Origin of the sequence: Streptomyces sp. NPDC001832 (genome assembly GCF_040297265.1) — a bacterium.
Lineage (GTDB): Bacteria > Actinomycetota > Actinomycetes > Streptomycetales > Streptomycetaceae > Streptomyces.
In genome coordinates this window covers 34,574-47,651 of record NZ_JBEOYU010000046.1, presented here as the reverse complement: position 1 = coordinate 47,651, position 13,078 = coordinate 34,574, and the positions used below count along the sequence as shown (strand labels likewise).

14 protein-coding genes are annotated in these 13,078 nt (G+C 69.7%); 3 read left to right on the top strand and 11 right to left on the bottom strand.

The genetic code is table 11. From position 1 onward, the window contains the following. Nucleotides 1-92: 92 nt before the first annotated feature. The 5 genes from ABT115_RS26450 to ABT115_RS26430 form a co-directional block, all read right to left on the bottom strand. A complete protein-coding gene (locus tag ABT115_RS26450) occupies nucleotides 93-602 on the bottom strand; it encodes an ATP-binding protein (RefSeq protein WP_351794623.1) in 510 nt (169 codons plus the stop codon). Nucleotides 603-775: 173 nt separating this feature from the next. Further along, on the bottom strand, nucleotides 776-2,875 hold the full coding sequence (locus ABT115_RS26445; RefSeq protein WP_351794620.1) for a xanthine dehydrogenase family protein molybdopterin-binding subunit: 2,100 nt from the start codon (nucleotides 2,873-2,875) through the stop codon (nucleotides 776-778). A 41-nt stretch (nucleotides 2,876-2,916) separates the two neighbouring features. Beyond that, complete coding sequence (locus ABT115_RS26440; RefSeq protein ID WP_351794618.1) at nucleotides 2,917-3,903, bottom strand: FAD binding domain-containing protein; 987 nt, start codon at nucleotides 3,901-3,903, stop codon at nucleotides 2,917-2,919. Next, nucleotides 3,900-4,466: a 2Fe-2S iron-sulfur cluster-binding protein gene (locus tag ABT115_RS26435; protein WP_351794616.1), complete on the bottom strand. Its 567-nt coding sequence runs from the start codon at nucleotides 4,464-4,466 to the stop codon at nucleotides 3,900-3,902. The genes ABT115_RS26440 and ABT115_RS26435 overlap by 4 nt, the downstream gene beginning before the upstream one ends. Before the next feature lie 91 nt (nucleotides 4,467-4,557). Next, nucleotides 4,558-4,965, bottom strand: a complete 408-nt coding sequence (locus ABT115_RS26430) for a hypothetical protein (protein ID WP_351794613.1) — start codon at nucleotides 4,963-4,965, stop codon at nucleotides 4,558-4,560. 249 nt (nucleotides 4,966-5,214) lie between these two features. On the opposite strand from ABT115_RS26430, the gene ABT115_RS26425 reads away from it, so the two are divergent. After that, nucleotides 5,215-5,583 (top strand): DUF6479 family protein, encoded by a 369-nt coding sequence (locus tag ABT115_RS26425; RefSeq protein ID WP_351794611.1) that lies wholly within the window; start codon nucleotides 5,215-5,217, stop codon nucleotides 5,581-5,583. Between the two features lie 132 nt (nucleotides 5,584-5,715). Continuing rightward, nucleotides 5,716-6,543 carry a VOC family protein gene (locus ABT115_RS26420; protein ID WP_351794608.1) on the top strand — a complete coding sequence of 276 codons (828 nt, stop codon included), beginning with the start codon at nucleotides 5,716-5,718 and terminating at the stop codon, nucleotides 6,541-6,543. 21 nt (nucleotides 6,544-6,564) lie between these two features. On the opposite strand, the gene ABT115_RS26415 is transcribed toward ABT115_RS26420, so the two are convergent. Continuing rightward, on the bottom strand, nucleotides 6,565-7,068 hold the full coding sequence (locus tag ABT115_RS26415; RefSeq protein ID WP_351794605.1) for a DUF6328 family protein: 504 nt from the start codon (nucleotides 7,066-7,068) through the stop codon (nucleotides 6,565-6,567). Between the two features lie 193 nt (nucleotides 7,069-7,261). Here ABT115_RS26415 and ABT115_RS26410 point away from each other — a divergent pair, with 193 nt between their 5' ends. Further along, the gene (locus ABT115_RS26410; protein ID WP_351794601.1) at nucleotides 7,262-7,651 is read left to right on the top strand and encodes a VOC family protein; all 390 of its coding nucleotides are present in this window, start codon (nucleotides 7,262-7,264) and stop codon (nucleotides 7,649-7,651) included. Between the two features lie 50 nt (nucleotides 7,652-7,701). Here ABT115_RS26410 and ABT115_RS26405 read toward each other — a convergent pair whose 3' ends face one another. The 5 genes from ABT115_RS26405 to modA all read right to left on the bottom strand — a co-directional run bounded on the left by ABT115_RS26405 (nucleotide 7,702) and on the right by modA (nucleotide 13,075). Next, nucleotides 7,702-8,211, bottom strand: coding sequence for a GNAT family N-acetyltransferase (locus ABT115_RS26405; protein ID WP_351794598.1), 510 nt, complete (start codon nucleotides 8,209-8,211; stop codon nucleotides 7,702-7,704). An 89-nt stretch (nucleotides 8,212-8,300) separates the two neighbouring features. Then, the gene (locus tag ABT115_RS26400; RefSeq protein ID WP_351794595.1) at nucleotides 8,301-8,705 is read right to left on the bottom strand and encodes a DnaJ family domain-containing protein; all 405 of its coding nucleotides are present in this window, start codon (nucleotides 8,703-8,705) and stop codon (nucleotides 8,301-8,303) included. Between the two features lie 146 nt (nucleotides 8,706-8,851). Further along, complete coding sequence (locus ABT115_RS26395) at nucleotides 8,852-9,697, bottom strand: tyrosine-protein phosphatase (protein ID WP_351794593.1); 846 nt, start codon at nucleotides 9,695-9,697, stop codon at nucleotides 8,852-8,854. Between the two features lie 522 nt (nucleotides 9,698-10,219). Beyond that, entirely contained in the window at nucleotides 10,220-12,181 is a 1,962-nt protein-coding gene (locus ABT115_RS26390) for an ABC transporter permease (protein ID WP_351794590.1), read from the bottom strand. 90 nt (nucleotides 12,182-12,271) lie between these two features. Beyond that, entirely contained in the window at nucleotides 12,272-13,075 is an 804-nt protein-coding gene (modA, locus tag ABT115_RS26385; RefSeq protein ID WP_351794587.1) for a molybdate ABC transporter substrate-binding protein, read from the bottom strand. Between the last annotated feature and the right edge of the window lie 3 nt (nucleotides 13,076-13,078).

The following is a 13,078-nucleotide window of genomic DNA, read 5'->3' as shown; positions in this document are numbered from 1 at the left end:
CGGGCGGGGGGGGCGCCCCCCCCCCCCCCCCCCGGGAGGGTGAGGCGTCCAGCGGGTACGGAAGCCGGCAGTACCGGTCCTGGTGGCCCGTCTCAGACGAGGGCGGGTGCCGAGTCGGCTGCCGCCGCGGTGTCGGGCACGGGGTCCGGGACGACAACGGGTGTGCGACGGAATTCGCCCGCACCAGGCAGCGGCGGCAGCGGCACCAGGTCGACGGTGCGCGGCTCCTTCGCGTACCGGGTGAACCAGACGACCTTGCCCTCGGCGGTGCGGCAGGTGCCCCAGCTGTCGCTCAGGGCCATGACGCGGCTGAGGCCACCGCCGCCGGTGCTGAGCAGCCGCGGCATCTCGGAGCCGTTGTCGGCGACGGCGACCGTGAGATGCCGCCCGGACCAGCGGAGTTCGACGGCGCAGTTGTTGTCGTCACCGACATGCCGGTGGACATTGGTCAGCAGCTCCTCCACACCCAGGCACACCGGCCGGATGTGAAGTTCGAGACTCCAATGGCGGAGGTGTGCGGCGATGATCCGCCGCAGCTGCGAAACACGCTCTGCCGAAACCTGGAGTTCGACCAGATAGTGCCGGTCGAATTGAACGGTCATCGTCGAGGCTCCTCACATCGAGGCCCACTGACTTCGCCCCATTGAACCAACGACCCCCGAATACGAAGAGTGAGCAGATGTCACTTATGGGTCACTCAACAGAGTGGCTCTGCACAGCCGGATGCGCAACACAAGGGCCGACGGGTCTGCCGTACAGCACGTATCTGCCCAGGTCAGAGCAGATACGGCAGCAGTGCGTCCGGGGTGAGGGGAAGGCTGCGCAGCCGGATGCCGGTGGCGTGCCGGATGGCGTTGCCGACGGCCGCCGCGGCGCCGACGATGCCGATCTCACCGATGCCCTTGCTGCCCATCGGGTTGAGATGCGGGTCGTCCTCGTCGATCCAGTACACCTCGATCTCCGGCACATCGGCGCAGACCGGCACATGGTAGGAGGCGAGGTCGCTTTCGGTGAAGTCGCCGAAGACGGGGTCCATGGTGCTGCCCTCGGTCAGGGCCATGCCGATTCCCATGGTCATGCCTCCGATGAACTGGGAACGTGCGGTACAGGGGTTGAGGATGTGCCCGGCGGCGAAGACACCAAGCATGCGGCGCACCCGCACTTCTCCGGTACGGGAGTCGACGGCGACCTCGGCGAATTGCGCACCGAACGCATGCCGTGCGTACGGGGACTGCCCGGAGGTCTCCTGCTCGGTGTCCGCGAAGGCCGTCAGTCCCTCGGCGGGAAGGGGGCCGGTGCGCTCGCGCAGCTGCCACAGGAGGGCGGTGCACGCCTTGTGCACGGACCAGCCCCAGGAGGCCGTGCCCGAGGAGCCGCCGGCCAGCGGGGCGTCAGGCAGGTCGCTGCTGCCGATGTCGATCCGGACGTTCGCCACCGGGGTGTCCAGTACGGAGGCCGCGATCTGCGCGAGTACCGTGCGGGCGCCGGTGCCGATGTCGGTGGCGTTGACCTGGACGAGGTACGAGCCGTCGGGTGCCGCGTGCGCCGAGGCGCTGGAGCCCACGAGGTACACGGGGTACGTGGCGGACGCGACGCCCGTGCCGACCAGCAGCGGCCCCTCTTCGCGGATCGCCGGGCGCGGATCGCGGTCGTACCAGCCGAAGCGTGCGGCTCCCTCCTCCAGACAGGCGGCGAGACCGCGGCTGCTGAACGGGCGGCCGGAGTCGGGTTCGTCCACCGGATCGTTGCGCAGGCGCAGTTCGACAGGGTCCATGCCGAGGGCCGCGGCGAGTTCGTCCATGGCGGATTCCAACGCGTACATGCCCGGGGCTTCGCCCGGTGCTCGCATCCAGGAGGGGCTCGGCACATCCAGGGCGGTCACGCGGTGGGTGGTACGGCTGTGGGCGGACCCGTACATGATGCGGGTCGGTACGGCCGCCTGCTCCACGAACTCCTTGACAGTGGAGGTGTGGGTGATGACCTCGTGGGCGACCGAGGTGAGGGTGCCGTCGAGTTCGGCACCGAGCCGGAGGCGCTGCACGGTGGGGGCGCGGTGGCCGGCCACGGCAGCCAACTGGCGTCGGGGCAGGGCGACCTTGACAGGGTGCCCGGTGTGGCGCGCGGCCATGGCGGCCAGGATGGTCTGCGGGCGCGGGGTTCCTTTGCAGCCGAAGCCGCCGCCGACGTGCTCGGAGACCACGGTGACCTGCTGCGGGCGGAGTCCGAAGGCCGCAGCAAGGCTGTCGCGGACCTTGGTGGAGCCCTGACTGGAGTCGTGCACGGCCAGGTGCCCGTCTTGCGTCCACTGCGCTGTGGAAGCGTGCGGCTCCATGGGGTGGTTGTGCAGGGCGCCGATGGTGTAAGTGGCGTCGACCTCTACCGGCGCCATGGCGAAGGCCCGGTCGGTGTCGCCGCGTTCGCGGACGGCGGTGTAGTTGCCGTTGACGATCTCCGGGGTGTAGAGGCCGGGGTGGTCCTCGGACAGGAGGACGTCGTGCGCGGTGGTTTCGTACGCGATCTGCAGGGCCTCGGCGCCGGCACGGGCGTGGTCGAGCGTGTCGGCCACGACGAGCGCGATGTGCCAGCCCCGGTGCGGGACCCGGTCGTCCTGGAGGACGGCGAGGATCGGGTCGTCGGGCCGCTTCAGCCGCGGGGCGTTGTCGTGGCTGAGGACGGCGTGCACGCCCGGCAGGGCCAGCGCCTCGTCGGTGTGGACGGCACTGACACGGCCGCGGGCGATCGTGGCGGGGACGGGCCAGCCGTACAGACAGCCTGGCGGGGTGTGCTCGGCGGCGTAGCGGGCGGTGCCTGTGACCTTGTCCCGGCCCTCGCGGCGCGCGACGGGGGTGCCCAGTGGTGGAGGGGCCTGGCTCATGACGGGTCCTCACGTCTGCGGGTCGGCGTTTGTGCGGTTGCTCAGCTCTCGGCGGAGAGTTCGGCCAGTGCGTCGACGGCCAGATTGCGGGCGAGGCCCACCTTGAACGCGTTGTCGCGCAGCGGACGGGCCGCGGCGAGTTCGGCGTCCACGGCCCGTTCGAAGGTCTCGTCGGTGGCCGGTCGGCCCCGGAGTGCGTCCTCTGCGGTATGTGCGCGCCAGGGCCGGTGGGCGAGGCCGCCGAAGGCCAGCGCAGCATGCTCGATCCGGCCGTCGCGGACGCTCAGTACCGCGGCGACGGATGCGAGGGCGAACGCGAACGAGGCGCGGTCGCGAGCCTTTCGGTAGAGGGAATCGGTGCCGTCCGGGCGCGGCGGCAGAACCACCTCGGTGATGAGCTCGCCTGGCCGGATCTCGGTGTCCCGGTGGGGGGTGTCGCCCGGCAGCCGGTGGAATTCGTCGGCCGGTACGGTCCGTTCACCGTCCGGCCCGTGCAGCTGGACGGTGGCGTCGAGGGCGGACAGGGCCACAGCCATGTCGGACGGGTGCGTCGCGACGCAGTGCTCGGAGTGGCCCAGTACGGCGAGATCGCGGTGGGCGCCTTCGAGGGCGGGGCAGCCGGTGCCTGGTTCCCGCTTGTTGCAGGGCTTGGAGGTGTCCTGGAAATAGGGGCACCGGGTGCGCTGCAGCAGGTTTCCGCCGGTCGTCGCGGTGTTGCGGAGCTGCCCGGATGCGCCGGAAAGCAGCGCCTGCGACAGGACGGGGTAGCGGGTGCGTACCGCGGGATGGGCGGCCAGGTCGCTGTTGCGTACGGTCGCGCCGATGCGCAGTCCGCCGTCGTCGGTGTCGACCACCCGGTCCAGGGGCAGTCGGCTGATGTCGATGAGCAGACCGGGCGTTTCCACACCGAGCTTCATCAGGTCGACGAGGTTGGTGCCGCCGCCGAGGAATGCGACGCCGGGGCGGGTGGAGCTCTCACGGACCGCTTCGGCGGTGGACCGGGCACGGAGGTAGGCGAAGGGTTTCACGGCGCCACGTCCTCGATCGCCTCGACGATTCGGGGGTAGGCGCCACAGCGGCACAGGTTGCCGCTCATCCGCTCGCGGATCTCGGCGGAGTCGAGCGGCACCGGGGTGGATACGGGTGCGGTGCGTGCGGTGGCATGGGACGGGAAGCCGCCAGCCGCCTCGCCGAGCATGCCGATGGCCGAGCAGATCTGGCCGGGTGTGCAGTAGCCGCACTGCAGGGCGTCGCGGTCCAGGAAGGCTTCCTGGACGGGGTGGAGCCGGTCGCCGTCGGCGAGGCCCTCGACAGTGGTGATGCGAGCGCCGTCATGGGCGACTGCGAGCAGGAGACAGCTGTTGGCGCGCCGCCCGTCGACGATGACCGTGCACGCCCCGCACTGTCCATGGTCGCAGCCCTTCTTCGCGCCGGTGAGGTCGAGGTGTTCGCGCAGCGCGTCCAGGACCGTGGTGCGGTGATCGAGCGTCAGGGTCTGTTCGGTTCCGTTGATGTGCAGTGTCAGGGTGGAACGGTCGCCGGTGGCTCCCGGCTGTTGCGCACCGTCGTCCCGCCCGTGAGAGGGGTCCACTCACTCGCACCTTTCAGAGGTGGCGTTTTATCCGCTTTCTAGCAGATATGTAATGCCTTTCTGCTTCATTGCTCCGCTGCCGGGCCGTGGCCTATCGGCCCTCTCGGCCCTCTCGGCTCTCCAGGCAGAGGCGCACCTCTTCCTCCTGGTCTCCGGAGACCGTCCCCACGACCCGTACGTCGAAGGCATGCGCCAGGCTCCGCCGGAGCCGTTCGACCGCCCAGTAGCCGCCCTGCACATCGATCTTCACGGGCGCGCCGATCGTGACCGGTCCCGAGACCACCCTCTCCTCGGTGACATCGACGGTCGCCACCCATGCGGTGGGGCGCTTCTCCGCAAGGTTCTGCGGTATGTCGACCGAGGCCCGGTCGGTGGTGAATGCGGCCCGCAGAACGTCGAAGACCATGCGTGCGTCGCCTTTCTCGCACCCGGTGATGACGACCGAGACCTCCTGGTCGTAGTGGCTTTCCTCCGTCTGCTTCTGCTTGATGCTGTTCACCGCGGTTCCTTCCGCTCGGCGTTGTGTGGTGCGTTCCCCCCGCGCCTGCGATTCGAGGATCCCTCCCAGGCTCGCCCCGCTGCCGGGTGACAGCGACACGAAACCGTTGGCAAGTGGATGGTCCCGGCATCGGGGCAGCCCCACTGATCGCTCTCATGAGACCAAAACACTTTTAGGTTCATATCCACTTAAAACATGAATTCATAGTCATTGCCGAGTGATGCCCTTGCCTCGGGGTATTCGGGAGGCATGGACGTATCGAACGGAGACCTCAGTTCGCTGGCCCTCACCCTCGCCGCCGGGCGGGGTGCGACTGGGGTGGTGATGGGCATTGTCGGAGTGGCGCTGGTGGGCATGCTGACCGGTGCCGTCTGGCTGGGCATGCGGCGCCGGGCCCAGGAGCTGCCTCCGCCCCGGCCCGACGAGCAGCCGCTGCGGCCGGACCACCGGAGCCATATCGGGCAACGCGATGTCCACGGTGACGACAGCTTCCCGGCCGACGGACGAGGCCTCTCCCCCTATGAGCTCGGAGACCATGGAAGCGAGACCATCCACCGCTACAGCGACGAGCAGCGTGACCGGCCTCCCGAGGACCAGGGGACGCAGCCGCCTCACTGAGCACTGCGGCGGGGCTCGCGACGCCACCGCGTGTTGCGGGAGCGACCGCCCGCGGTGAGGCTGGTGAGGTTGGTGAGGTTCCGATGGCGGCCGTCACGCGCAGGCCGCAGAACCGATGAAGGCAGTAGGACCATGACCGGAAGCCATGCTGGAGCGGTGTCGATGCCGGCGCCGCTGACCGGATCCGCAGCGCCCTGCTGGGTCAACCTGATGACCCGCGACCTGGAATCGGCGCAGGAGTTCTACGCCGCCGTGCTGGGCTGGGCCTTCCGGCCGGGCAGGCTGGGGCAGGAGTTCTCCGTCGCACGCCGCGGGGATGTGCCGGTCGCCGGCATCGGCGCGGTGGCGACCGCCTACCGGGTGGCCGTGGCCTGGACTCCGTACTTCGCCGTCCCCGACGCCGACGCGGCGGCCTCGCGCATCCGTGAGCGCAGCGGCACGGTCGCGGTGGGGCCGCTGGCGTTCGGCAAGGGGCGAGGCGCGCTGGCGGCGGACCTCGACGGTGCGGTGTTCGGCATCTGGGAGCGGACCGAGCCCGCGACCTCGCCCCCCGCGCCGGACGACCGCTCGCACGCCTGGCTGCGGCTGCACACCAGGAACGCCTTCGATGCGGCGATCTTCTACGGCGGGGTGCTCGACTGGGCGAGCGGGCGGCCCGGGTCCTGCGAGGTGTCGTACGAGAAAGACGAGGTCGTCGTCGACTGCGCCGGGCGTCAGCTCGCCCGGATCAGCTCCGGTGCGGTGGAAGCAGCGCCCGATCCGCTGGTACGCCCGCACTGGCAGGTCCACTTCCCCGTCGCCGATGTGGCCGCCACTGTCGAGGCGGCACGGCAGCACGGCGGCAGCCTGGTCGAGCAGCGTCCGCTGGGGCAGGGCAGCGAGGCGACCCTGCTGGACCCGGACGGCGGGCTCTTCACGGTCACGGACGTCAGGGGCCCCGTCGCGGGCGATGCCGGCTGAACGGACCGCCCCGCACAGCGGTCATTTCTCGCGTTCGGGCGAGGGACGGGCCAGCGCCCAGGCCGGGAACACGAACCAGCAGACCAGGAACCACAGCGCCATGCAGCCGACCAGCCACAGGGCGAGGGAGTTGTGCAGGGCCACCCGCAGGATGAGCAGCAGCGCGGAACACATGGTGCACAGCAGCAGGACCAGCCCGAGCACGGTCAGCCGTGACGCCCAGGTGACCGTCTGTGGCTTGAGCCGTCGTCCGGTGAGCAGCCGGTGGTACGAGACGGGCGCGACGAGGGCGGCGACGGTGGCGGAGCCCAGCATCACGGTGACCACATAGATGGTGCGGTCGGTGTCCGACAGCTCGGTGAAGCGTGGCTGGAAGACGACGGCGAGCAGGAAGCCGAACAGGATCTGGACGCCCGTCTGGGCCACCCGCAGTTCCTGGAGCAGTTCGTTCCACCGCCGGTCCGCTCGCTCCTCGGGCGTCTCGTGGCGGCCCGGGCCGCCGGAAATGCGGGATGTCGAGGTCACCGTGAGCCTCCGTCCGAATGCGCGCAGTACTTCGCCTTCCGCTCCTCCCCCACCGTAGACCTGACGGCGGGCACACCAGGCCTCGACGACCGGTTCGACCCCGCCTAAGATCTTGAGTACGGCATCGCGCGTCGGTCACCGGCCGGGTGAGGCGTGGAGGTGCCCGTGAGATGCCCGTTGGAGGCATTCCACAGTGTCAGTCGAGTTGAATCACACCATCATTCATGCCCGGGACAAACGGGAATCCGCCGAGTTTCTGGCGAACATACTGGGCTTGGAAGTCGGCGGGGAATGGGGCCCGTTCATACCGGTCGCCACCGCGAACGGAGTCACCCTGGACTTCGCGACCATTCCCGAAGCGTCGATCGTCATGCAGCACTACGCCTTCCTCGTCTCGGAGGCGGAGTTCGACACGGCGTACGACCGCATCAAGGAGCTCGGGATCACGTACTACGCGGATCCGCATCGGAAGCATCCGGGCGAGATCAACCACAACCACGGCGGCCGGGGCATCTACTTCCTCGATCCCGCCGGTCACGCCATGGAGATCCTCACGCGCCCGTACGGGGGCTCGACCCCATAACACGGCGTACGGGAAAGGGGTTTCGGCCGGGATCGGTGCACCGGCTCCGGTCAGACCTTCCGCGTCGGATCGGCGATCGGCAGCACCAGTTCGGGCCTGTCCCACATCACCGCGGGCGGGTTGGCCGCAATGGTGCCGGTCCGCCGGGCACCCACACTGCGGTAGAAGCCCTCGGCGGGCGGATGCGAGACGATTCGGACGCCGTTCAGGGCGGCGCGCTGCGCCTCGTCGCGCAGATGGCCGATGAGCAGCCGCCCGATGCCGAGCCCCTGCGCATCGTCGGCGACGAACATGAGGTCGAGTTCCGGCGGGGAGAGGATCAGCGAGTAGAAGCCGAGGAGCCGGTCGGTGCCGGGCTCGACTGCCGCGAAGACCTGGTGGGTCTCGATGTAGTCGGGGCCCACCCGGTATCCGGCGACCATGGCGGCGTAGGGCCCCTCGTAGGCGCGGGAGGTCCGGACCAGCCGGGTGAGCCGCTTCGCGTCCCGTGCCGTCGCCCGCCTGATCCGTACGGTCTCGCCGCGCGCCCCGTCACCCGGACGCGTAATACTCGATCTCATGGAGTGAGTATTACGCATCCGGCTGTGGTGCACGCACTTGCGGGTCCGCGGGCACCCTGGGCAGAACACCTGGGACCAGTGCCGCTGCACTAGGACGGTCCGTGCACCGCCCGCCACTCCTCGACCACGGCATCGATGTCGAACGGCTTGAGATTCAGCAGGGGTCCTGGTGGCGGCCGCCTGATGGCTTCCCGGATCTTCTCGTTGACCTCGGTCAGCATGCGCCGCACCTCGCCCTCTGTCCGCGCCCCGGGCACGGCGTCGCGCACATCCTCCGCCTCTTTGCGCAGCGCCAGTGTCGGCGGGAGCACCGACACTCCCTCCCGCTGCATCTTCTGCTTGATCCACCAGGTCTCGTCGTAGGGAGCGTCAAGGCTGTCGAGCGGCTTGCCGAATCCCGGCAACTGCGAGAAGTCGCCGCGCTGCTCGGAGTCACGGATCTGCTTGTCGACCCATGATTCGAAGCTGACGCCCGCAGGCTTGCGTTCGGTCAACGTACGCCCCTCTCGGAGAATTCGTAATACGGTCCTTTCACCATACCGAGGGCCACAGGAGCGCCCGCTGCGCCCATATGGTCCCCCTCAACAGACATCGGCGCAGCGCCGCTTCGGGGGCCGGGGGGCAGACCCCCATGTCCGCTTCAGTGCGCGTGAGCGCCGGGCAGACCGGCGCCCCGGGCGTTCGGCTGAGAGGCGGACACCACGAGCCCGCTGCGCAGCCGCTCCACCGCGACCTCCGGAATCCTCAGGCCGTCGCGCACATACCCGTCGAGCCCACCCCACCTCTCATCCATGGCGTCCAACGCCATATCGAGGTAGCGGGGGCGGACCTCGGTGATCGCGGACGCGATCTCCGGGTCACCGCCCGCATCGAGGAAGCCCTGCACGTACGGGGCGTAGACGCCCCGTACGGCCTGGTTCACGGCGAGGAACTCCGCCCGCACCACATCCCGTGACGCACCGACCAGCATCAGCAGCAGCGCGGTCCCCCAGCCGGTACGGTCCTTTCCGGCCGTGCAGTGAAAGAGCACCGGGCGGGCCCGGGCGTCGGCGGCCGTCTCGACGAAGGCACGGTAAGCGGCGGCGGCACCCGGCGAGAGAACCATCTGCCGGTACGTCTCGGCGAACATCTCCTCGGCCTTCCCTCTCCCCAGCAGCTGCTCCGCCGCGACCGGGTCGGCAAGCAGCGCGCGCAGCCGGGCGGGCGCCACGCGCGGATTGTCACCGAGCACATCGGCGACGAAGAGCCGCGCACCGGGCGGCAGCCGGTCGGGGGCCGACGCACGCTCGTCGGCGGTCCGCAGATCTACGACGGTACGGATGCCGAGCGCGGCCACCGCCATGTCCTGCGCCGCGTCCAGCCCACTGAGCTGGCCGGAGCGCAGCACGGCGCCCGGCCGGACCCGGTGGTCAGGACCCAGAGCGATGCCGCCCAGGTCGCGCAGATTGATGACGGTGGATGCCGGGACGGCCCTGGCGGTTTGCACGATGAACTTCCCCTTTTCCCGACACGTATCCGAATTGATTCGACCTGGCCGGATCAAACTCGTACGCGTCCGGGAGATCGACAAAGTAAAACGCCGGATAAGTGTCGATCGGCGAAACCGAAAGAAGATAAAGGAAATATGAAATCGCAACCGCCCCGCTCCAGGTCAGGGGCGCAGCACATTTGATGTGCCGTGTTTCCGCAGTTCCTCGCTCGACGTGGCAAAGGTTTGACACATGAGCGGATCCGCTGTCCCGGTCGGCGGGTGATGTCAGTCGACGAAAGCGACGGCGGACACGGCCGCCCCCGCCTTCTCCGGTGCGATGACGCCTGTGAACCGGCTGCCCGGAAAGGCGGTGACGAGGTACTCCACCGGCCCCACAGCCGTGGGCGTTTCCTCTCCTGATGGATGGATTGCCAGTAGCATAGCTTCGATCATTTGGCCCTGCATTATGGCGAATCGCCTGCAATCGTTACGCCTGGTGCACGATAGTGAGTGGATCAGGCCGTTAGCTACATTCCATCACAGGGTGACGACAGTGACCTCGGTCGCCTTCACGCTGGTCCACACGGCCGACCCCTCACTGAGACCCATTTCGGTCGCCGCCTCGGGGGTGATCTCGGCAACCAGGTCCGGAGCCTCGTCGGAGACGATCACCACCCGGAGCCGGCTGCCCACTGCGGTGAGATCACGGACCGTTCCGGGCCAGACATTCCGGGGGCTCCCCCCGGGCCGGTCGTGGTGCACGGAGACGGCCTCCGGCGCGATGACCGCGAGGGCTGCCGTCCCCTCGGCGAGGGAGTCCGCGACGACAAGCCGGCCGCCGTCGGCGAGGGCGAGGGTGCCGCCGGGAGCAGCGGTACCGGGCCAGGCGTTGCGGCCGAGCATCCGGGCGACCCACGGCGAGCGCGGGTGCCGGGTCACCTCGGCAGGTGCCGCGTACTGGAGGGTGCGGCCTTCATCGAGTACGAGTACCCGATCAGCCAGTGAAACCGCCTCGACCGGGTCGTGGGTGACGATCAGACAGACGCCGCCGAACCCGGCGAGATGGGTACGCAGGGTGTGCCGGACATGGGCGCGGGTGGTCTGGTCGAGGGCGGCGAGCGGCTCGTCGAGCAGCAGCAGCCAGGGGCGGGCGGCGAGCGCCCGGGCCAGGGCCACGCGCTGGGCCTGGCCGCCGGAAAGCTGGGCGGGCCTGCGGTGGGCGAGATGGCCGACGCCCAGCCGGTCGAGCCACTGCTGCGCCTCGCGGCGGGCCTCGGCCCGGGAGACGCCGTGGGCACGGAGCCCGTACGCCGTGTTCGTCAGTGCGCTCAGATGCGGGAAGAGCGCACCGTCCTGCGGCACCCAGGCCACCTGTCGGCGGTGCGGGGGCAACGCGGTGACGTCGGTGTCGCCAAGGCGCAGCCGGGCCCGGGCACGCGGGGTCAGGCCGAGGAGGGCGCGCAGCAGGGTCGTCTTGCCCGCGCCATTGGGTCCGACGACGGCGATCGTGGTGCCTGGCGCCGCGTCGAGGGCCAGCCGGTTGAAACCGGTGACCTCGGCATGCAGCGACCGGCGTTCCTGCGGAACCGGGGGTATTTCGTCGCTCTGTCGGGCGGCCGGAGGGCCTGCCGTGTCCGTACCGTCCCTGCCGTCCATGCCGTGGGCCGCGGGCTCGGGGCCGTGTGAGTGGTCGCGCGGGGCTCCGATCCAGCGCCCGCGCAGAGCTATGAGTACGGCCATGGCGATGGCGAGCAGCAGGAGCGATACGGAGGTGGCGGCCTCCGGGGAGTCCTGGAGCAGCAGGTAGACCTGGAGCGGCAGCGTCTGGGTGACGCCCGGCAGGTTACCCGCGAAGGTGATGGTCGCACCGAACTCGCCGAGCGCCCGCGCCCAGGTGAGTGCGGCACCGCCGGCAAGACCGGGGGCGACCATCGGGAGGGTGACCGTGAAGAACACCCGGGCCGGTGAGGCCCCCAGGGATGCGGCTGTCTCCTCGTAGGAGGGGCGCAGGCCGGCCAGTGCTCCTTCGAGGCTGATGACGAGGAACGGCATCGCGACAAAGGTCGCCGCGACCACCGCGCCCGAGGTGTGGAACGGCAGCGTGATCCCGAAGGTGTCCTCCAGCCAGGGGCCGAGCAGACCCCGGCGACCGAAGCCGAGGAGCAGCGCCACGCCTCCGACGGTGGGCGGCAGCACCATCGGCAGGAGCACCAGCGAGCGGACGAGCACCTTGCCGGGGAAGTCGACCCGGGCCAGCAGCCAGGCCAGGGGCACCCCGAACAGAAGCGAGAGCCCCAGGGCCCAGAATGAGACGAGCAGGGACAGCCTGAGCGCCTGCGTAACATCTGGGCTGGTCAGATGGGTGCCCAGGTCAGCCCAGGAGGTACGGGCCAGGATGCCGATCAACGGAATCAGCAGGAACGCGACGGCGAGCAGCGCGGGGACCGCCAGGGCGACGGGGGCGCGCGCGCCGGGCACACGGCTGCGGAAGGCTTTCATCGGGTTCCCGTGATCGATCGGTATGTGCAGGTCTGGCCCAGAGGCTGTCGGGCGGCCTCTGAGCCCCAGGGGGTGCATTCGGCATGCCGACTACGGCCGCTGGAAGCCTGCAGCCTGCAGGATCTTCTGCGCCTCGGGGGTACTCAGCCACTGCACGAACGCCGTGGCGGCCTCGGCGTTCTCGGACTGCCGCAGGGTAGCCGCCGGGTAGGAGGCGACGGCGTTCTGCGCGTCGGGGATGTCGACGGCGTCGACCTTGTCGGTGGCCGTGGCGGCGTCCGTCTTGTAGACGATGCCCGCATCGGCCTCGCCCAGCTCGACCTTGGTGAGGACGGCACGGACGTTGGGCTCCAGGGAGACCGGCTTGACGGTGAACTTCTGGGCGTCGAGAACCTGCTTGCTGTAGCGGCCGACCGGAACCTCGGGTGCGGCCAGGACCACCTTGAGCTCGGGGTCGGTCAGGTCCTTGAGGTTCGCGATCTTCTCCGGGTTGCCCTCCCCGGTGGCGATGACGAGGCGGTTCTTGGCGATGACGGTGGGGGTACCGGTGTCGGACTTCAGCCCGTCCATCGTCTTGGTGTCCGCGGTGACCAGGACGTCGGCGGGCGCACCCTGCTTCACCTGGGCGGCGAGTTCCTGGGACCCGGCGAAGGAGAACGTCACCTTCGTACCCGGGTGTTCCTTCTCGTACGCGGCGCCCGCGGTCTTGAACACATCGGTGAGCGAGGACGCGGCCAGCACAGTCAGCCGGGTCTCGGGGGCGCCGGACGCCGCGGACTTTCCGGCGGAGTCCTTCTTGTCGTCGTCATCGTTGCCGCAGGCGGCGAGCGGGAACAGCAGTGCGGCGGTCACGATCGCGGCAGCGGTGCGGCGTCTGGTGAGGGTGGTCGTCATGTT